The organism is Nocardiopsis sp. NPDC058631, assembly GCF_042716955.1.
Lineage (GTDB): Bacteria > Actinomycetota > Actinomycetes > Streptosporangiales > Streptosporangiaceae > Nocardiopsis.
The window spans coordinates 1-19,346 of sequence record NZ_JBHXQY010000022.1; the positions used below are offsets into that span (position 1 = coordinate 1).

18 protein-coding genes and 2 tRNA genes are annotated in these 19,346 nt (G+C 70.9%); 6 read left to right on the plus strand and 14 right to left on the minus strand.

Going from position 1 to position 19,346, the window contains the following annotated elements; all coding sequences use genetic code 11:
- Positions 1–5 precede the first annotated feature (5 nt).
- The 3 genes from ACFWTE_RS10145 to ACFWTE_RS10155 form a co-directional block, all read right to left on the minus strand.
- A tRNA-Met gene (locus ACFWTE_RS10145) sits at positions 6–82 on the minus strand.
- A gap of 240 nt (positions 83–322) precedes the next feature.
- Positions 323–399 (minus strand) — tRNA-Met (locus ACFWTE_RS10150).
- 156 nt (positions 400–555) lie between these two features.
- The gene (locus ACFWTE_RS10155) at positions 556–3,498 is read right to left on the minus strand and encodes a UPF0182 family protein (protein ID WP_378779044.1); all 2,943 of its coding nucleotides are present in this window, start codon (positions 3,496–3,498) and stop codon (positions 556–558) included.
- Positions 3,499–3,794: 296 nt separating this feature from the next.
- On the opposite strand from ACFWTE_RS10155, the gene ACFWTE_RS10160 reads away from it, so the two are divergent.
- Positions 3,795–4,313 carry a PPA1309 family protein gene (locus tag ACFWTE_RS10160; RefSeq protein ID WP_378778990.1) on the plus strand — a complete coding sequence of 173 codons (519 nt, stop codon included), beginning with the start codon at positions 3,795–3,797 and terminating at the stop codon, positions 4,311–4,313.
- A gap of 111 nt (positions 4,314–4,424) precedes the next feature.
- On the opposite strand, the gene ACFWTE_RS10165 is transcribed toward ACFWTE_RS10160, so the two are convergent.
- From ACFWTE_RS10165 to ACFWTE_RS10175, 3 genes are all read right to left on the minus strand, one after another.
- Positions 4,425–5,486, minus strand: coding sequence for a PDZ domain-containing protein (locus tag ACFWTE_RS10165; RefSeq protein ID WP_378779045.1), 1,062 nt, complete (start codon positions 5,484–5,486; stop codon positions 4,425–4,427).
- Positions 5,487–5,590: 104 nt separating this feature from the next.
- Positions 5,591–6,034, minus strand: coding sequence for a molybdenum cofactor biosynthesis protein MoaE (locus ACFWTE_RS10170; RefSeq protein WP_378778991.1), 444 nt, complete (start codon positions 6,032–6,034; stop codon positions 5,591–5,593).
- 89 nt (positions 6,035–6,123) lie between these two features.
- Complete coding sequence (locus ACFWTE_RS10175; protein ID WP_378778992.1) at positions 6,124–7,191, minus strand: NAD-dependent epimerase/dehydratase family protein; 1,068 nt, start codon at positions 7,189–7,191, stop codon at positions 6,124–6,126.
- A 122-nt stretch (positions 7,192–7,313) separates the two neighbouring features.
- Here ACFWTE_RS10175 and ACFWTE_RS10180 point away from each other — a divergent pair, with 122 nt between their 5' ends.
- Positions 7,314–8,768, plus strand: a complete 1,455-nt coding sequence (locus ACFWTE_RS10180; protein WP_378778993.1) for a zinc-dependent metalloprotease — start codon at positions 7,314–7,316, stop codon at positions 8,766–8,768.
- Positions 8,769–9,326, plus strand: coding sequence for an NUDIX hydrolase (locus tag ACFWTE_RS10185; RefSeq protein ID WP_378778994.1), 558 nt, complete (start codon positions 8,769–8,771; stop codon positions 9,324–9,326). It abuts the gene before it with no gap.
- 114 nt (positions 9,327–9,440) lie between these two features.
- Here ACFWTE_RS10185 and ACFWTE_RS10190 read toward each other — a convergent pair whose 3' ends face one another.
- The 6 genes from ACFWTE_RS10190 to ACFWTE_RS10215 form a co-directional block, all read right to left on the minus strand.
- Positions 9,441–10,010 (minus strand): M48 family metallopeptidase, encoded by a 570-nt coding sequence (locus tag ACFWTE_RS10190; protein WP_378778995.1) that lies wholly within the window; start codon positions 10,008–10,010, stop codon positions 9,441–9,443.
- 314 nt (positions 10,011–10,324) lie between these two features.
- Positions 10,325–10,486: a hypothetical protein gene (locus ACFWTE_RS10195; RefSeq protein WP_378778996.1), complete on the minus strand. Its 162-nt coding sequence runs from the start codon at positions 10,484–10,486 to the stop codon at positions 10,325–10,327.
- 54 nt (positions 10,487–10,540) lie between these two features.
- Positions 10,541–10,819: a WhiB family transcriptional regulator gene (locus ACFWTE_RS10200; RefSeq protein ID WP_378778997.1), complete on the minus strand. Its 279-nt coding sequence runs from the start codon at positions 10,817–10,819 to the stop codon at positions 10,541–10,543.
- Positions 10,820–11,024: 205 nt separating this feature from the next.
- Positions 11,025–11,393, minus strand: coding sequence for a hypothetical protein (locus ACFWTE_RS10205; protein ID WP_378778998.1), 369 nt, complete (start codon positions 11,391–11,393; stop codon positions 11,025–11,027).
- Positions 11,394–11,590: 197 nt separating this feature from the next.
- Complete coding sequence (tesB, locus tag ACFWTE_RS10210) at positions 11,591–12,499, minus strand: acyl-CoA thioesterase II (protein WP_378778999.1); 909 nt, start codon at positions 12,497–12,499, stop codon at positions 11,591–11,593.
- Positions 12,492–14,618, minus strand: a complete 2,127-nt coding sequence (locus tag ACFWTE_RS10215; RefSeq protein WP_378779000.1) for an ATP-dependent DNA helicase UvrD2 — start codon at positions 14,616–14,618, stop codon at positions 12,492–12,494. Before ACFWTE_RS10215 ends, tesB begins: the two co-directional genes overlap by 8 nt.
- 263 nt (positions 14,619–14,881) lie before the next feature.
- Between ACFWTE_RS10215 and ACFWTE_RS10220 the strand changes: the two genes are divergently transcribed.
- Both ACFWTE_RS10220 and ACFWTE_RS10225 read left to right on the plus strand, forming a co-directional pair.
- Positions 14,882–15,142, plus strand: coding sequence for a mycoredoxin (locus ACFWTE_RS10220; protein WP_378779001.1), 261 nt, complete (start codon positions 14,882–14,884; stop codon positions 15,140–15,142).
- 145 nt (positions 15,143–15,287) lie between these two features.
- A complete protein-coding gene (locus ACFWTE_RS10225) occupies positions 15,288–15,743 on the plus strand; it encodes an ANTAR domain-containing response regulator (protein WP_378779002.1) in 456 nt (151 codons plus the stop codon).
- Positions 15,744–15,969: 226 nt separating this feature from the next.
- On the opposite strand, the gene nudC is transcribed toward ACFWTE_RS10225, so the two are convergent.
- Both nudC and ACFWTE_RS10235 read right to left on the minus strand, forming a co-directional pair.
- Positions 15,970–16,920: an NAD(+) diphosphatase gene (gene nudC / locus ACFWTE_RS10230; protein WP_378779003.1), complete on the minus strand. Its 951-nt coding sequence runs from the start codon at positions 16,918–16,920 to the stop codon at positions 15,970–15,972.
- A 134-nt stretch (positions 16,921–17,054) separates the two neighbouring features.
- A complete protein-coding gene (locus ACFWTE_RS10235) occupies positions 17,055–18,437 on the minus strand; it encodes a dipeptidase (protein WP_378779004.1) in 1,383 nt (460 codons plus the stop codon).
- Between the two features lie 299 nt (positions 18,438–18,736).
- On the opposite strand from ACFWTE_RS10235, the gene ACFWTE_RS10240 reads away from it, so the two are divergent.
- Positions 18,737–19,285, plus strand: coding sequence for an EF-hand domain-containing protein (locus ACFWTE_RS10240; protein ID WP_378779005.1), 549 nt, complete (start codon positions 18,737–18,739; stop codon positions 19,283–19,285).
- The last annotated feature ends 61 nt before the right edge of the window (positions 19,286–19,346 follow it).

The following is a 19,346-nucleotide window of genomic DNA, read 5'->3' on the forward strand; positions in this document are numbered from 1 at the left end:
TCCTTTGGTAGCGGGGACAGGATTTGAACCTGCGACCTCTGGGTTATGAGCCCAGCGAGCTACCGAACTGCTCCACCCCGCGTCGTGATCTCTATTTTAGGGCCTTTGACCCCGGGTGGCAAATCGGCTTTCCGTGAGGACAACCGGTGAGATCCCACCCTGTGGCCTTCCGGTTTCCCGTCTGGCCTGTGACCACTCTACCAGGCTTCTCTTCCCGGTCGAGCCACTCAAGCGCGCCCTTTCGAGCGTGTTTCCCGAAATCCACCGAAACGGCAATTCCGAGAAAAGCACCGGACCCGGGATTTCTCCCGGGTCCGGGTCTTGGTAGCGGGGACAGGATTTGAACCTGCGACCTCTGGGTTATGAGCCCAGCGAGCTACCGAACTGCTCCACCCCGCGTCGTTGTGTTCATAGACTAGCGCGACCCGGCCGATAACCCAAATCAGCGCTCCGAGACGTGGACCACCCGGGTCCGCCGTCTCCCGCGGGACCTTCGCACACGGACGGGGCGGGACCCGAAGGCCCCGCCCCGTACCGCCGGCCGACCCCCGAGGGCTAGTCGTTCATCTGCTCCTCGATGGCTTCCAGAGCCTCGCGCAGGCGTTCGTTCGCCTCGTCGCTGGACTCCTGGGACTCCTCCCAGGCCTCGACGGCCTCGTTGAGGGCGTCGGTGAGGTCCTGGTCGGCACCGCCGTCCCCGCCTCCGGCCTCGTTCTCCTCCGGGGCCTCCTCGGGCGCCTCCTCCGGCACGCCCTCGGCACCCTCGAAGAGGTTGCTGAGCGCGTCCGGCAGGTTGCTGCCGATCGCGACCTCCTCACCGAAGCCGACCATGACCTGCTGCAGCAGCGGGAAGGAGGCGCTGCCGCCTCCGCCGGCCTGCACGTAGAGCGGCTCCACGTAGAGCAGGCCTCCCGCGAACGGCAGGGTGAGCAGGTTGCCCCGTGTCACCTCGGCGTTGGACTGCTCCAGCGGCAGCAGGACCTCGCGGACGTCGGCGTCGGCGTCGAAGGCGTTCTGCACCTGTCCGGGACCGAAGATCACCGTGCTGCGCGGCAGCTCCAGCAGCTTGAGCCGCCCGTAGTCGTCGGAGTGCGGGTCGCTGTCCACCGCCATGAAGGCCGCCAGGTTCTCACGTCCACGGGGCACGAACGTGCTCGTCAGCGAGAAGCTGGCCTCCCCGGCACCCGGGTACTGGATCGTCTGCCGGTAGGGCGGCTCCGGGGCCTCCGTGCCACCGGTCGGGTCGTTGGGCACCGCCCAGAAGTCCTGACCGCCGTAGTAGGCAGCGGCGTCCGTGACGTGGTACTCGCGCATGATCTCGCGCTGCACCTTGAACAGGTCGTCCGGGTACCGGACGTGGTCGATGAGCTCGTCGCTCATCTCGTCCCGGCTCGTGACCGTGCCCGGGAACGAGTCCATCCAGGTCTGGAGGACCGGGTCCTCCTCGTCCCACGCGTACAGGGTGACGGTCCCGTCGTAGGCGTCGACGGTGGCCTTCACCGAGTTGCGGATGTAGTTGACCTCGTTGCCGGGCAGGGCGCCGACCTGCTGCGCCGAGCCGTCCGTGAACGTGTCGGTCACCGCCTGGGTGAAGTCGATCCGGTTCGCGTACGGGTAGCCGTCGGAGGTGGTGTAGGCGTCCACGATCCACACGACCTTGCCGTCGACGACCGCCGGGTAGGGGCGGCTGTCCACGGTGAGGTACGGGGCGACCTTCTCGACGCGGTTCAGCGGGTCGCGCTCGTAGAGGATGCGCGAGTCACCGGTGATGGCGCTGTTGAGCAGGATGTTCGGTTCCTGGTACTTGATCGCGTACAGGATGCGGTCGAAGAAGTTGCTCAGCTGGACGCCGCCGCTGCCGTCGTAGCGGTTGTAGGCCTGGGAGCCGCCCGGGTCGTCCTCCGCGCTCTCGTCGGTGTCCTCGGTGCCGTCGCCGCCCTCCACGGGCGGGTCCTCGTTCGTCGGCTCCGCGCTCTCCTCGGCGTCCGCGGGTGCGCGGGCCTCGTCGGGTGCGGGGCTGACCTCGGGATCGACCGCGTCCTCCAGGGTCGGGACGTCCGCGGTGTCCTCCTCCGAGTCGAGGGGGTAGTCGTACTCCTCCTCGGCCTGGACGATGACGTAGTCGGCGCCCTCGCGGCCGTAGTAGATCCGCGGCTGGTACTCGCCGACGGCCTCGCTCAGCTCACCCCGCGGCGGGATGTTGTACTCGGTGAAGACCGGGCGCCCCTCCGCGTCGATGTCGCTGCCGGCGGCGGCGACCATGCCGTAGCCGTGGGTGTAGATCAGGTGGCGGTTCAGCCAGTTGTCCTGGTCGTCGGGCGGACCGTCCAGCTCGCGGACGGCCACGATCGTGTCGATCAGGTTGCCCTCGGCGTCCGGGTAGCGGTCGACCTCCAGGACCTCGGGGAACTGGTAGAAGCCACGGACCTGCTGCATCTGCTGGAAGGTCTGGGAGACCACGGAGGGGTCGGCCAGGCGCACCTTGGTTCCCTGGGACTCCTCGACCAGGTCCTGCGCGCTGAGCTCGGTGGTGGCGTCGTAGGGCTCGACATCGGCGTCCGCGATGTCGTACGCGTCGCGCGTGTACTCGATGTTGCGCTCGATGTACGGGCTCTCCAGGCGCTGCTCGTTGGGGCTGACCTGGAAGCGCTGGACGATCTCGGGGTAGGCGACACCGACCAGCACGGCGGACAGCACCAGGAGCCCGAGGCTGGCCATGGGGACCATGGTGTTCTTGAAGTAGATGTTCGCGAAGAACAGCACCGCGCAGATCACCGAGATGACGGTGAGGATCATCAGGGCGGTCTTGACGGCGTTCACGTCGGTGTAGGAGGCGCCGAAGGTGTAGCCGCGCTCGGAGAAGACCAGGCCGTAGCGGTCCAGCCAGTAGGAGCCCGCGCGCAGCAGCACGAAGAGCCCCAGGAGCACGGAGAGGTGCACGCGGGCGGCGGGGGTGGCCCGCTGGCCGGTGTCGTTCTGGAGCCGGACGCCGCCGTACAGGTAGTGCACGATCACCGCGGCGATGAACGCCAGGATGACGGCCGCGTACAGGTAGCCGAGCAGGATCCGCAGGAACGGGTAGGTGAACGCGAAGAACGCCACGTCCATCCCGAACTCCGGGTCGCTGATACCGAAGTCGGTGCTGTTCGTGAACTGGAGGTAGGCGCGCCAGTCACCGCTGGCCGCGATTCCGGCCAGGAGCGCCAGAGCGCCGACGGCGGCCCAGAAGAAGAGCTTGCGGTGCGGGTCGATGGACTGCCGGTAGCGGTCCAGGCCCTGCTGCTCCAGGCTCATCGGCCGGATACCCGGCCGGGAGCGGTACGCGAAGTAGATGCTGGCACCGACGATGACGGCCATCACCAGGCCGGCGACGGCGAACAGGAGCACGCGGATCCACAGCTCGGTCAGGAAGACCGAGGTGTAGCCGACGGAGCTGAACCACTTGAAGTCGGTCCAGAAATTCGCGGCGAGCATCAGCCCCGCGATGATGACGACCACGGTCGCCGCGACTGGCGCGAGCAACCTTGATCGGCGAGGCATACGCGCAGGTGGTGCGCCGGGCGATCGGAAGCTCACGCCTCCCCCTCGTTCTGACTTGGTAGGTGCGTTCGGTGCGCGTGTGGCGCCTTGTTACTGAAAACTTAAATGGTGGGTGCCAGGTTCCCGAAATCGCCCTCACCCGGGTGACAAGGCTGCATCGTTGATGTATCGGAGTCGCATCCGGGAGGCCCCGTTGCGACCCTACTGTCCGGGAACGGGGGCAGGGGGGTTCCCACATCGGTCACTATGGAAACGTGTCGAACATTCGCGAAGCCGTCATGGACCTCGAACGCCACACCGCGGAGCAGGGTTGGGACCGGCCGCTGGGGTTGTACGCCCTGGTGCCGACCGCCGAACTGCTCAAGGCGGAGCCGGCGCTGGCCGATCTGCTGGGAATCGGCTCCCCCGCCGATCCCGACGAGTTGACCCCCGTCGAGCAGGAGCCGCTGCCCGACGGCCTCCCCCTGGAGGAGGCGCTGGGGCGCATCCTCTGGCCGGAGGGCGTGGCCGGGTGCGCCCTGGTCATGGAACGCCTGGTGGTGAAGGGGTCGGACGAGACCCTGGCCGCCGGGGAGGACCCGAGTGCGTCCGGCCGGGAGACCGAGGAGATCCGCATGGTCGCGGGTGTGATGCGGGACGGCTCGCGGCACTGTGCGATGCGGATGCGCAGCCACGACAGCGAGGCCGAGGTGCTGAACGGCGCGGACCTGATCCCGGCGCTGACCTCGGCCCTGGCGCTGACCCTGGACCTGGAGGAACCGGAGCAGGGGTGACCGGGCTGCGGATCCGCCACCCGTGAGAGCAAGGAGGCCCCCGCCGTGCGCGGGGGCCTTCGGTGTCCGGGGGCCCACCGGGACCGCGGTCCGGTCGCGGGCGCCGGCCGCCTACTCGCAGCGGGGGAGTTCGCCGCCACCGTCGCGGATGGTCTCCAGGGCGTCGACCGCGTCCGTGAGGGTCTCGACCCGCACGACCTCCAGCTCCCCGTAGGCCGCCGACTGGGAGACCTGGGAGCAGCTGTCGGCGGCCACGAAGAAGTACTCTGCTCCGGCGCGCTGGGCGCTGACCATCTTCTGCGGGATACCGCTGATACCGCCGACCTGGCCGTCGGAGGTGATGGTGCCGGACCCGGCGACGTCGACTCCGCCGGTGAGGCTGTCCTCGCTGAGCCGGTCCATGATGCCCAGGGCGAACATCATGCCCGCGCTGGGGCCGCCGATGTCGCCGATGGTGATGCCCACGTCGACGGGGAAGTCCATGTCGTCGGCGATGAGCACGCCGACCGCGGCGCCGCCGTCCTCGCCCTCCGTGGTGGGGATCTCGACGTCGACCGTGTCGCCGCCGCGGTCCAGGGTGAGCTCGACCGGGTCACCGGGCTCGCGGTCGCCGACCCGCTCCACGACCGCGGTGCTGCCCACGGCCTCCTCGGAGCCGTCGCCGCTCACGGTGGGGACGGCCGAGCCGTCCACCGCGAGGATGACGTCGCCCTCCTCGACCTCCCCGTGCGCCGGCATCCCCTCGACGGTCCCGTTGACCACGGGGACCGCCTCGTACTCCATGCCGAGCTCGTTGAGCGCGGCGGCGGTCGCACTGGTCTGGGAGTCGTTCATCTGCACGGTCTGCCGTTCGCTGACCTCCTCGGGCGTGCGCCCCGCCGGGAACAGCAGCTCCTCGGGGAGGACCGCCTCGGTGGGCGAGAGCCACGCGGTCACGACGCTGAGGAAGTTGAGCCGGTGCTGGGGTCCGCCCGCGTACTGGACGGTCACCATCGACAGGGAACCCTCGTGCTCGTAGCTCTCGGCCCCGCCGATCTCGATGACGGGCCCCTCCTCGGCCTCCCCGACCGTGTTCACGGTGATGCCGGGGGCGGCCACCAGGTAGGGCAGGGGGAGGAGGAGGCTGCCGGCGCCGAGCCCGACGAGAAGGGCGAGAGCGACAACAAGGGTCATGACACGACGAACCATGCGCACAGCCTATGGCCGTCGGAGGGCTGGAGGTGTTTTCGTCCACACCCCCCACCGGTCCGCCGCAGGCGGGCGGCGGTCGGCCACGGCTACGGCCGGGGTTCCCCCACCCACTCGCCGTCGCCGTCCCGGAAGGCCTGCTGCTTCCAGATGGGCACCTGGGCCTTGAGGTCGTCGATGAGCCTGCGGCAGGCCGCGAAGGCCTCCTCGCGGTGCTCGGCGGCGGCGGCCACGACCACCGCGAGGTCGCCGATCTCCAGGTCTCCCACGCGGTGCGTCGCGGCCATCCGCACGACCGGGCGGCCGGGGACGGAGGTGTCGGCCAGCACCTTCTCCATGACCCCGCGCAGCTTGGCCTCCACCGTCGGGTGCGCGGTGTAGGACAGCGCGGCGACGTCACGGCCGTGGTCGTGGTCGCGAACGGTCCCGATGAACACCGCGGTGCCGCCCGCGCGCGGGTCGGACACCGCGGTGAGGACCTCGTCCACCGACAGGGGTGTGTCGCGTACTGACGCCAGAGTGATCTCTTCCACGCCCCGACCGTACCAACCGGGCGTTCACCCTTGTCGTCGCGGGAGTGCGCGTTCCGGACACGTGTGCGTCCGCACGTGCACCGCCGGGATCACCCGCCCTTGCGTTTGCGCAGGTGGCGAATGGCGGCCGCGGTGCCTATGGCCGCCGCCGCGGCACCGGCGGCCCCGGCCGCGGTGATGGTGGCCTCCTTGCGGCCCAGGCTGCGGCCCACCAGGGCGTGCTTGCCGCTCCGGGACTCCAGCAGGGTCCGCAGGGCCGACTCGTTGTCGTGTCCGGGCTTCCACCCGGCGTCGCGCAGCGCCGCGCAGTCCACCACGCAGGGATAGACGAGGAACTTCAGCTCGCCCTCCGCGGCCGGGGTGATCCTGGCCTGGTGGAGGCGCCGTATCGCGCCGAAGGCCAGGTTGGCGGGCACCTCGAAGTGCTTCATCCCGGCGATGCCCTCCACGTCCTCCTGTGTGAGGGAGCCCTCGCTGGCCACCGCGACGACCCCCTCGGAGCCCTCCACGTCGTGCAGGGCGCAGAAGGCCAGGGCGCTCGCGAGGTCGTCCTCGTGGCAGAACTGCCAGTGCTGCCTGTGTCCCTTGACGGTGAGCAGGCGTGGCGCGGAGAAGTGCCGGCTGAGCAGGGTGTCGAGGTCGGGGCCGACGAGCGGGGCCGGCCGCACCACGGTCACCGAGAGGCTGGGGTGCGCGCGGCGGGCGCGCTCCGCGAGGTCCTCGACCTCCGCGAAGTCGCCCATCAGCCCGTCGCCGTTGTCGGAGACGCGGGTGGCGTTCTCCGAGAGCGGAACCGGGTTGTCGGCGGCGGCGCCGTAGACCATCGTGCTGGTGACGAGGATGACCCGTGGGACCCCTGAGGCGGCTGCGGCGGTGAGGACCGTCTGTGCCGCGCGGATGTTGTGTGCGCGGCGCTGCGGGGGCCTCGTCTCCACAGAGCGGTCGTCCGCGGTGTGCACGAGCACGTCTACCCCGCCGAGGCGGGACACCAACCCGGGATCGCAGACGTCGGCGATACGCCACGTCACCCCCCGCAGGTCGGCGAACTCGGCGTCGATCGCGATGATCTCCCCGAGTCCGGTGGAACCTTCCGGCGTGGCCAGGCGTTGCACGAGGAGCCTGCCCACTCCGGAGGCGGCCCCGGTGACAGCAACCACCGTGCCCGTTCTTTCGGAAGGGCTGTGCTCTGGGCGAACCTGGCTGCTTTCGGTATTCACTCCGGGCGACTCCCAGCTAACGTGACAGTGGAGACCAAACCTAATCCTGCCTGAGGTCTGATGTGAGCGACCTGCCTTTCGGTTTCAGCATGCCGAACGATCCCGATGACGAGTCCGGACGCCGTTCTGGCGACTCCGGCTCGGGTGCCGGCAGCGGCCGCCCGGGCGGAGGGGACTCCGGAACGCCGGACGGTTTTCCGTTCGGCGACCCGCAGCAGATGGCCAACATGCTGCGCCAATTCGCCGACATGATGTCGGCACAGCCCGGTCCCGGCACCGGCGGCGACGACAAGTCGCCGTCCGGGGTCAACTGGGAGATGGCCAAGGACGTGGCACGACAGACGGTCGCCCAGGAGGGCGACCCGAGCGTGCCGGTGTCCGACTACGCCAAGGTCGAGGAGGCCCTGCGCCTCGCTGACCTGTGGCTCGACCAGGCTACCGACCTTCCGTCCGGTGTTCAGACCGCGCAGGCCTGGAGCCGGTCGGAGTGGGTCGAGAAGACGATGGACTCGTGGGTCCAGTTGTGCGACCCGCTGACGAGCAGGACCGTGCACTCCATGGGGCAGAACCTGCCCGAGGAGATGCGGTCCGTGGCCGGTCCGCTGCTGGGCATGATCCAGCAGATGGGCAGCATGATGGTCGGCCGCCAGGCCGGCCAGGCGGTCGGCGAGCTGTCCCGCGAGGTGGTCGGTACCACCGACATCGGACTGCCGCTGGCCGGTGAGGGCAACGCCGCGTTGCTGCCGGGAGGGGTCGAGCGCTTCAGCGAGGGCCTGGAGGTCCCCGCCGACGAGGTGCGCCTGTACCTCGCCGCGCGCGAGGCCGCCGTGCACCGCCTGTACGCGCACGTGCCGTGGCTGCGCTCGCACGTCTCCCGGCTCGTCAACGAGTACGCCGACGGGATGTCGTTCGACGTCAGCGGCCTTGAGGACCGCCTCGGTGAGATCGATCTCACCAACCCCGAGGCGCTCCAGGAGGCCTTGGGCGGCGCGGGCGGCGAGAGCCTGCTCCAGCCGGAGGACACCCCGCAGCAGAAGGCGGCCCTGGGCCGCCTGGAGACCACCCTGGCCCTCATCGAGGGCTGGGTGGCGACCGTGGTGTCGTCGGCGGTGTCCGAGCGGCTGCCGCAGGCGGACGCGCTCTCCGAGGCGACCCGGCGCCGCCGGGCGACCGGGGGACCCGCCGAGCACACCTTCGCCGCCCTGGTCGGCCTCGAACTGCGCCCGCGCCGCCTGCGCGAGGCCGCAGCGCTGTGGTCGGCGTTGGAGGAGGCGCGCGGGGTCGAGGGCAGGGACGCCGTGTGGCAGCACCCCGACCTGATGCCCGGTGGTGAGGACCTGGACGACCCGGACGCGTTCGTGAGCGGCGGGGCGGGGTTCGGCGGGGCCGACTTCGACATCTCCTCGCTGACCGGCGAAGCGCCCGGAGCCAGACCCGACCGGGGGACGACCCCGGAGCCGGGCCGGTCCGAGGACGACGGGGACGACGGGGACGGTGCCCGCGGAGAGGACGCGTAGATGTCGCTGCACGCGGACGCCCTGGCGGTACTGGGCGCGTGGACCGCGCCCGACGCCCGGCAGGAGGATCTGCGCCGTTCCTACGTGGAGCACCTGGGCGGGCACGAGGACGCCATGTGGCGTACGTGCCTGCCCGGGCACGTGACGGCGAGTGCGGCGATCGTCTCCGCGGACGGCGCCGAGGTGGTGCTCACCCTGCACCGGATCCACCGGATGTGGTTGCAGACCGGGGGCCACTGCGAGCCGGGGGACGCGACACTGGCCGCGGCCGCGCTGCGGGAGGCCGTCGAGGAGTCGGGGCTCCGGGGCGTGACCCTCCTGCCCGATCCGGTCCGGTTGGACCGGCACCGGGTGCCGTGCGGCGGGGGCAGTTTCCACCTGGACGTGCAGTACGCCGCGGTCGCCCCGTCGGGGTCCGTGCTGGTGTGCGATCCGGACGAGTCGGCCGACCTGGGCTGGTTCCCGGTCGGTGACCTGCCGGACCCCACCGACGACTCCGTGCGCGACTTGGTGCGCGCGGCTGCGGGGGCGGCTGCCGCGTACCGCAGCGCGGTCTAGGGAGTTTTTCCCGAAGGTTTTCGGGTCGGTGGGCGCGCGCCCGGAAGGGCGCAAAGAACACGATGTGGGGTGCGGACCCGTTCCCGGGTGCCAGCGGGGTGCGGGCGACGCCGGCTACTCCTCCAGGGCGACCTCGGCGATGCCCAGTTCCTCCACATCGTCCGCGTCCTCGTCGCAGGCCTCGGTACGTGAGGCCGCGCTGAACCCCTCCAGGTATCCGCGGGCCCGCTCGGCTCGGGGATAGCGGCGTACCAGGTCCCAGAAGGCCCGCCCGTGGTGCGGGATGGACAGGTGCGCGAGCTCGTGGATGAGGACGTAGTCGACCACCCAGGAGGGCATCCCGGCGAGACGGCGGGAGATGCGGATCGTGCGGGTGTCGGGGGTGCACGAGCCCCAGCGCGCGTTCTGGTTGTCGACCCAGCGGACGCTGTCGGGTGGTTCGCCGCCGCCGAGGTAGCGCTGGGCCAGTTCCAGCGCCCGTTCGCGGAGTTCTGCGTCACCGGGGTGCCGACGGCCCTCCCTGGCCTCAAGCCGTTGCAGCATGCGTCCCACCCAGCGCTTTTCCTCTGCGCGGGAGAACGTCGCGGGCACGAGGACGACCGTGGTGTCCCCGTCCCTGTAGGCCGACACTGTGCGCCGGCGACGAGGACTGCGTCGTACCTCGACTTTGGTGTTCGAGGGCACGAACTTTACGGTAGCCGAGAGGAGAGCTTCCGCACAGATATGCCTTGTCCCGTTATGTCATTGATTTCACCAGATCCCCGATTCACGGGACGTCGTTGGAAATCAGGGCCCCGCCGGAGGTTCCGTCCTGGCCGGCGCGGTCCCGACGGCCCAGAACAGGGCACGATCGAGGCGTTCCGAGCTTCCTCTTGACCAGAAGGAAACACAAAAAAGACCGGACGGTTACCCTGCCTGGGGTCCCGCCCGGCCTTCCACCGGCTCCGTGGTCACCTCGGGACGCTCAGCGTCCCGTCACCCCGCCGCTGTGCGGCGGATCAACACAGGCGTGACCACGCGAGATCCATGAGTGCTTGTTCGGCACGGCGCTCCTCCCGCTGACGGGCGCGCACCACGCGGGCCGTGAGCCTTCTGTTCTGCATCTCACGGGTCTCGATGTCGGTCTGTTCGGCAACGCGTAGGAGTTCCAGCAACATCATCTGTCTGCGTCCTTCGGGGGTTCGTCGGGTTCGGAGTGGCGTACGGGTGGTGGGTCAGGCCGCGACCGGGGCGGGGTTCTTCCGGGGACGGCCCCTCGGGCGCTTGCGCGCCACGACCTGACCGGAGACGAGCAGCTGCCCGCCCCAGACGCCCCACGGCTCACGCCGATCCAGGGCGTCCGCCAGGCACTGCTCCCGCACGGGGCAGGCACCGCAGACGGCCTTCGCGGTCTCGACGTCAGCGGGTGCCTCGGCGAAGAACAGGTCGGGCTCAAGGCGGCAGGGAACTTCGGCGTCGCCCATCGGGGGCGTGTCCAGGACCGACGCAAGCATCGGTGCCCTCCAAGATCTTTGATCGTTTCGTACAACGCGGTCGGTGATGGTCACCGGAACAGTTCCGGTGAGGGACCTGGACTTGCGATGCCGCCGTCCTCTTCCCTCGTCCCTGGGGGACGGGGATCGGACGGAGATACAAAGAAAGCCGCGGCCCCTGTGTCGGGGTCCGCGGCCACGGTCGAAACTCTCGGCCTCTGCTGCTCTAGGCCGGAATCCTCCGTGGACACTCCCCCGATGCGCCGTACAGGCGCTGGGTAGCTTCAGCGTGTTCCGTCATGCGCTTGCCTCGATCAAGGGCGAGCTCGGGATCGGCGGACACACCACTGCCGTTGCCGACACCGGTCGGGACGACCGGGGACACCATCGACGAGAGGCGGGACCTGTGGGTTCCGTACTCGTCACTGCCGCCCTCGGTGCCATGACCGACACCGATGGTGATGAATCCGCCCCATCCGGCGGGCGTGCCCGCCGAACCGCTCTCGGCGGTGCCCGGGACAGCCGTCAGGGACAGCTGAAGCGACGACATGGCGAAGCCGATGATGCGTTCAGTGCTCTGCGTGGAGTTCGTCATTTGATGGGGCACCTCCTTCTGAGTCGGGCGACAGGGTCTTCCACCTGCGCCGCGGGCGGTCATTGCGACGGGGTAAACACTATGGGCTGCTCCGCGAAAACGGCAACCTATTTTTGACCTGCGAGGACGTCCGCATCCGGCCACGGGTTCCAGGGAATCGCCCGGAACCCGGAAGCGTTACCGGGCGGCCCTGGGGGTCAGGAATCCGGCAGGGCGTCGGACCAGCCCTCGGCGTCCACGACGCGGATCAGCCCCTCCTGCACGACGGAGCAGACGAGCTGACCGTCGCGGGTGTACACGAGCCCGCGGGCGAGGCCCCGCGCACCCTGCGCGGTCGGGGCCTCCTGCGCGTACAGCAGCCACTCGTCGGCGCGGAACGGCCGGTGGAACCACATCGCGTGGTCGAGGCTGGCCATGGAGATGCCCGCGAAGGAGCGTCCGTGCCGCAGGAGGACCGTGTCCAGCAGGGTCATGTCCGAGGCGTAGGTCATCAGGCAGACCTGGGTGAGCCGGTCGTCGGGCAGCTTGCCGTCCACCTTGAGCCACACCGGGTTGGTGGCGGTGCGCAGCTGCGGGTCGCGTTCGGCCTCGAAGGACAGCGGCCCCACCGGGCGCAGCTCGATCGGGTGCCAGCGAACGAACCCGGGCACCTTCCCGAACGCCGCCTGGAGGCGTTCGCGCGTGCTCGGAAGGTCCTCCGGCGGCGGGACGTCGGGCATGGGGATCTGGTGGTCGAGCCCCGGCTCCTCCTTGTGGAAGGAGGCCGACAGGGTGAATATCGGCTTACCGTGCTGGATGGCCACCACCCGCCGGGTGGTGAACGACCGGCCGTCGCGGACCCGGTCCACCTCGTAGACGATCGGCACCGCGGGGTCCCCGGGCCGTATGAAGTACGCGTGGAGGGAGTGCACGTGGCGCTCCTCGGGGACGGTGCGCCCCGCGGCGACCAGCGCCTGCCCCGCCACCAGACCGCCGAAGACGCGCTGCGGCCCCTCCGCAGGGCTGCTCCCCCGGAAGATGTTCACCTCGATCCGCTCCAGATCCAGGACGGCCAGCAGGCCGTCGAGGGACTGGCCCCGCGTCTGTTCGCCGGCGCTCTCAGTCATCTGCTGCTTCCTCCTCGTTGTCCCCGGCCGGGCCGTCCATGACGTCCGCCGGATCCGCGCCCGAGACCAGAGCGAGTACCGCCTCACCGTAGCGATCGAGCTTGACCGCGCCGATCCCGGACACGGCGGACAGCTGGGAGACGCTCGTGGGCTCCTGCTCCGCGATGGCCTGGAGGGTCGCGTCGGTGAAGACGACGTACGCGGGGATCTTCTGCTCCTGCGCGTTGGCTCGGCGCCAGTCGCGCAACCGCTCCAGCAGCGCCTCGTCGTAGCTGGACGGGCAGTCGAGGCAGCGCCCGAGCTTGCGCTCGGCCGCCTCGCCCAGGGCGTTCCCGCACACACGGCAGCGGGCCACGCCTCCCTTGCGGCGTTCGGCGCGCTTGGCGGCCGTGGAGGGTGAGGCGGGCCTGAGCCCGTCCAGGAACCGGGACGGCTTGCGGCTCTTGCGTCCGCCGGGCGAGCGCGCCAGCGACCACGACATCGCCAGGTGCTCCCGTGCGCGGGTGACCCCCACGTAGAACAGGCGCCGTTCCTCCTCCACCTGGTCGTCGGTCTCCGCGTAGATGATCGGCATCATGCCCTCGGTGAGGCCCACGAGGAAGACGGCGTCCCATTCCAGGCCCTTGGCGGAGTGCAGGGAGGCGAGGGTCACACCCTCGAAGCCGGGCGCGTGCTCGGTGGCGATGCGCACGTCGAGCTCGTCCACGAGGTCGGCCATGGTGACCGCCCGGCCGTCGGGGGCGGGCTTGGCCGCCATGTCCTCGGCGAGCTGGGCGAGCGCGGACAGCGACTCCCAGCGCTCGCGGGCCTGGCGGCCCTCGGGCGCCTGCTCGGTCAGGCCGAGCTGGCCGAGGAGCTGCCGGACCGTGTGCACCAGGGGCTCGGGGGTCTCCCCGGCGGCGGCGTGCCGGGCACCGCGCAGGGTGTGCACGGCCTGCTTGATCTCGGGCCGCTCGAAGAACCGGGTGGTGCCCCGCACCGTGAACGGCACGCCCTCGTCCGCCAGTGCCTGCTCGTAGGCGGCCGACTGGGCGTTGATGCGCAGCAGGACCGCGATCTCGCCGGCGGGGGTCCCGTTCTCGAGGAGGACGCTGATCTTGCGGGCGACCCCGGTGGCCTCGGCGGGCTCGTCGTCGTACTCCTGGTACATGGGATCGGGTCCGTCGGGGCGCTGCGCCTGGAGGGTCAGGTGGTTGGCCGACGTGGTGCCGCGCGCCTGGGCGATGATGTGGTTGGCGACCCGCACCACCTGGGGCGTGGACCGGTAGTCGCGGACCAGCCGGACCACGGTGGCATGGGGGTACAGCGCGGCGAAACCGGTGAGGTACCCGGGGGTGGCGCCCGCGAACGAGTAGATGGTCTGGCTCGGGTCGCCGACCACGCACAGGTCGTCCCGGTCCCCGAGCCAGGCGTCCAGCAGGAGCTTCTGGAGCGGGTTGACGTCCTGGAACTCGTCGACGACGAAGTAGCGGTACTGGTCGCGCACGCGCTGGGCGATCGCCGGGTACTCGTTGATCATCCCGGCGGTGAGTTCGAGCAGGGACTCGAAGTCGAGCAGGTTGCGCTCACGGCGCAGCGCCTCGTAGGCCTCGAAGACCCGGGCGATCTCCCCCGGGGGCATCGGCGCCTGGCGGCTGGTCTTGGCCACCGTCTTCTCGTAGTCGGTGGGCCGGACCTGGGTGACCTTGGCCCACTCGATCTCGCTGGCCAGGTCGCGCAGGCCCGTGCGGTCGGGCTGCACACCCACGGAGTGGGCGGCGCGGGCGACCGCCTGGATCTTGCTCTCGATCAGCGTGGGCTTCTCGCCGCCGATGACCTGCGGCCAGAAGAACGACAGCTGACGCAGGGCGGCGGAGTGGAAGGTGCGGGCCTGGACGCGTGGGGCTCCCAGACCGCGCAGGCGGCCGCGCATCTCACCGGCGGCGCGGGCGGTGAAGGTGACCGCCAGGACCTGCTGCTCGGACACCACCCCGCTGGAGACCGCGTGGGCGATCCGGTGGGTGATGGCCCGGGTCTTCCCTGTTCCGGCACCGGCCAGGATGCACACGGGGCCGCGCAGCGCACGCGCCGCCTGAGTCTGCTCCGGGTCCAGTCCCTCCAGGACGCGGTCGGGGTCCATGGTGCTCCTGCTGTGGTCGGGACGGCTGTACGGGTGTGGGGCGGGTTTTCTGTCTGGGGGCACAGTCTCTCAAGTATCGGCTGTGACGGGGAGCGGATCGGCACCTGCCCCTATCGAGCGGAATGACACATTCCAGAACCAGTTGGCCCTGTGAGGCGTCCCACGTTGTGTCGCACGGTCGCGGGAAGCGGGCAGGGCCACTCGGTGTTGAGATGTGGGACCGGACGAATACCAGTGATCGTAGGCAGAAGGACGTGAGCGACATGACGAGTACGGCGACCGACCAGTTCACGATGTACACCACCCCCTGGTGCGGGTACTGCAAGCGGCTCAAGAGCCAGCTCTCCCGCGAGGGGATCACCGGCGGTGAGGTGAACATCGAGGAGCACCCGGAGGCCGCCGAGTACGTCATGAAGGTCAACGGCGGCAACCAGACGGTACCGACGCTGGTCTTCGCTGACGGGTCCGCGATGACGAACCCGTCACTCGCTCAGGTGAAGAAGAAGCTGGCCGAGCTGTCGTAGGACGGTACGCGTGCCGCGGTCACACCTTCGGGTGTGACCGCGTTCCGTGTCATGGGCCCCGCAGACGACGGGACTCCTCCCACGGCGCTCGGGTGCTACCAGGGCTCGGACGAAGACGACGGGGAGTGTTGAGTTGGGGGACGACATGAGGCCTCATGACATAGCGGTCGCCGGGACGGTGGACGTCGGCGTGGTGCGCCGCACCCCGAACGGGTGGCGCGTGGGGAACGGGCAGGAGGTGCCCGACCTGGTGAGCGCGATGGTCCTCGCGGATCTGCTCACCGGCGAGTCGGGGGCCGGGCGTCCGCGGCCGCAGGCACCCGGCCGGGCCCCCGAGGGGGCCTCCGAGGTCGAGCGGCTGCGGCACACGATCGCGCAGCTGGAGCACGCGCTGCACTCGCGCGTGGTGGTGGAGCAGGCGATCGGGGTTCTGGCGGAGCGGCACACGATGGCACCGAGAGAGGCGTTCGAGCGGCTGCGCTCATCCGCCCGCTCGCGCGGCCGGAAGGTGGCCGAGCTGGCACGGGACGTGGTGGAGAGCAGCACGAGTCCTCTCACCTCGCTTCCCGACGAGTTGAACCCCTCCCCCGGCTCCGGTTGAGGGGGCGGGGTGGCCGGCGGCCCGACGCGGCGACGGTGCGCGGCCTCCGCGCACGCGAAGGCGTGCGGGGACCGTGCGCTGCCGTCCTGGTCGGGCGACCGGGCACCGGGTCTCCGAACCGGTGGGCCCGGTTCGCCCCGGCCCCGCGGCGTCCTATCCAGGGTAGGCACCCCCCGGAGGAGGGCACCAGTCCTTCTCCGCGCCTGTGGACGGCCCGGCGCCCCGGTCACCAGCCTCCGGGGAGCTCCGCCCCGTACCAGTGCTCGATGAGGGTGCGGGCGATCGAGACCCGGCCGGGCAGCAGGACCTCGCCGACCAGCGCCGCCTCGGCCAGCTCGGACCTGGTGAACCAGCGGGTGACGGCGATCTCGTCGTCGGTGCACTCGGTCTCCCCCACGGCCCGCGCCGTGTACCCCATCATCAGGCTCCGGGGGAACGGCCACGGCTGCGACGAGACGTAGCGCGGCCGTTCGACCACCACGCCCGCCTCCTCGGCCACCTCACGGACGACGGCCTGCTCCAGGGACTCCCCGGCGTCCACGAACCCGGCCAGCACGGAGAAGCGCCGTGCGTCCCAGTTGGGGTTGTGGCCGAGCAGGACCTCCTCCTCCCCGGCCCGGTCGCGGTGCACGAGCATGATCACCGCCGGGTCCATCCGGGGGTACTGCTCGGTGCCCTCCTCCTCGCAGACGCGCACGTGTCCGGACGCGGCCGGGGTGGTGCGCGCGCCGCAGCGGGGGCAGAACCGGTGGGTGGCGTTCCAGTTGGCGAGGGCGATCGCCCGGGTCAGGAGACCGGTGTCGCGGTCGTTGAGGACCGCTCCGACCTCGCGCAGCGACGCGGGCTCCGCGACGGGGTTGGCGAGCAGTTCCCGGGGGGAGCGCACGGCGAAGTACGCGCGGTCGCCCTCGGTCCCGAGCAGGTAGCGCTCGCCCTCGGGCGCGTCGCGGGTACCGGTGAGCACGAGTTCACGGGTGCCTCCGGTGGTGACCAGCGCGCGGGACTGCTTGGCCATGAGCGCCTGCCAGCCGTGGCTGCCCGGGTCGCCGCCCTCCAGCACCAGGACCTGGGAGCCGGGGTCCTTCCACGCCTTGGCCAACCAGTCGGCGTCCACGCGCCGGTGTCCGGCGGGGTCGACGGTGGAGCGGGACAGTGAGGGGATCGCGTCGGCGTCCATGGGTCCTTCCAGAGGTCGGGGAGGGTCGTCCGCACGACCCGCGTCTACAGGGGTAACACCCCCTGGTGCCTCGTGCATGCCCGTTCCCGGAACGCATGCGGCGGCCGCATGCGTTCCGGGGGCGCGGGCAGGGCTCAGGCGCGGTTCGCGGAGCCCAGTTCCTCCCACAGGTGGGCGGCGCTCTCCGCGCCCTTGAGGAGGAGGGGGATCTCCACCTTCTCGTTCGGGGCGTGGATGCGGTCCTCGTCCAGGCCGACCGCGACGAACACCAGGGGTGCGTCGAGGATGTCGGCGATGTCGGCCTCGGGTCCGCTGCCACCTTCCCGGGTGAACAGCACCTGTGTGCCGAAGGCCCGCTCCATCGCCGACCGCGCGGCCCTGAGCGCGGTGGAGGACAGGTCGGAGGCGCAGGCGCGCACGCCGGGGCCGCCGAACTCCAGTTCGGCCCTGAGCCCCGCGGGGGTGTTGGCCTCCACGTACGCGCGGACGCGGTCCTGGACGTGCAGCGGCTCCTGCCCCGGGACGAGTCGGAAGCTGACCTTGGCGTGGGCCGAGCGCGGCACGATGGTCTTGCCGCCCGCGCCGGTGTGCCCGCCCCACATGCCGTTGATCTCCGCGGTCGGCCGCAGCCAGATCCGCTCCAGGGTACTGTAGCCCTTCTCCCCCCAGGTGGCGGTGGAGGCGGCGGTCTCCAGCCACTCCTTCTCGTCGAAGGGCAGCCGGGCGATGAGGTCGCGCTCCTCGCGGTCCGCCTCGACCACCCCGTCGTGGAACCCGGGGACCGCGACGCGGCCGTCCTGGTCGTGGAGGCCCGACAGCAGGTCGCTCATGGCCTTGAGCGGGTTGGGGACCGCGCCTCCGAAGGAACCGCTGTGCAGGTCGCGTGCGGGGCCGTACAGGTTGATCTCGACGTCGGTGACGCCGCGCATGCCCACGCACATGGACGGGGTGTCGGCGGCCCACATGGTGGTGTCGGAGATGACGGCGACGTCGCAGACCAGGCGGGCGCGGTTGGCCCTCATCAGGTCGGCGAAGTGGACCGACCCGGACTCCTCCTCGCCCTCCACCAGCAGCTTGACGGTGACGGGCGGCGCGTCGGCACCGGAGGCCGCCAGTGCGGCGCTCACGCCGAGGGCGTGGAAGAGCACCTGCCCCTTGTCGTCGGAGGCTCCGCGCGCGAACAGCGAGGTGCCGATCTCGGTCGGGGTGAACGGGTCGGTGGCCCACTCCGCCACCGGGTCGACGGGCTGGACGTCGTGGTGCCCGTAGACGAGCACGGTGGGGGCGTCGGGGTCGGCGGCGGGCCACTCCGCGAACACGGCCGGAAGACCGGGGGTCTCCCACACCTCGACGGTGGGGAACCCGGTCGCGGCGAGGTGGTCGGCGAGCCACCGCGCGGACCGCCGCACGTCGTCGTGGTGCGCCGGGTCGGCCGAGATCGAGGGGATCGCCAGCCACTCCCTGAGCGCGGCGAGGAACTCGTCCCGGTGTGCCTCGATGTGGGCGCGCGCGTCCATCTGCCCGTCCTTTCCTAGACGTCCTTGTCGGATCGAGCCTAGAACCTGGACGAACCGGGTCACGCCCGCCCTCGTCAGCACCGACTCGTCCGGCCGGGGCGCCCCTCCGCCCCACGGCCCTGGCCGCAGCACCGGGCGGTCTGCCCCCACCCCTTCGCTCCCCGCGCGAAGCACCGCGTACCGGCCGCGGCGGCCGGTGCGCCGGAGTGGCGCGGACCGGCCACGGAACCTTTCCCGGCGCGGGAGACTCAGAGGAGCACGGGGGCGGGAAGGGCCCGCCCCACGACGAGAGGACGCACGTGAGCACCACTCCCGCCGAGGCGACCGCCGTGAGGTTCAGCCACCTCTTCGACGCCCTCGACTCCGACCACGACCGCGCAGTGACCTGGTCGGACTACCAGCGGTTGGTCGAACACTACGTCGCGGGCTACGGACTGGACCCGCAGGAGCGCAAGGCCCAGGCCGTCCAGGCGTCCTACCAGATGCTGTGGCTGGAGCTGCTGCGCCACTCCGGCGCCGACGACGCACGCCTGGACCGGGAGCAGTTCGTCCGGGCCATGCACGCCGCCGCCGAGGACCGGAGCCGGTTCAACATGACGGAGGGCGTGGCCGAGGCCGTCTTCGACCTCCTCGACACCGACGGCGACGACCGGATCAGCACGGCCGAGTTCCTCCGCTACGCGGAGGTCCTGGGGACGGAGGCCACCGAGGCCGCGGACCGGTTCGCCAGTCTGGACCCCAACGGTGACGGGTTCATCAACCGCGAGGAGTTCGTCCTGTCGTCCCGCGAGTACCTCTTCGGCGACGACCCGCGCTCGCCGGGCGGATTCGTCTTCGGCGTGCTCTGACCGAACACGGGCGGCGGGGGACGGGGATCCCCGCCGCCCGGTCCCCGGCGGCGGTCACGGG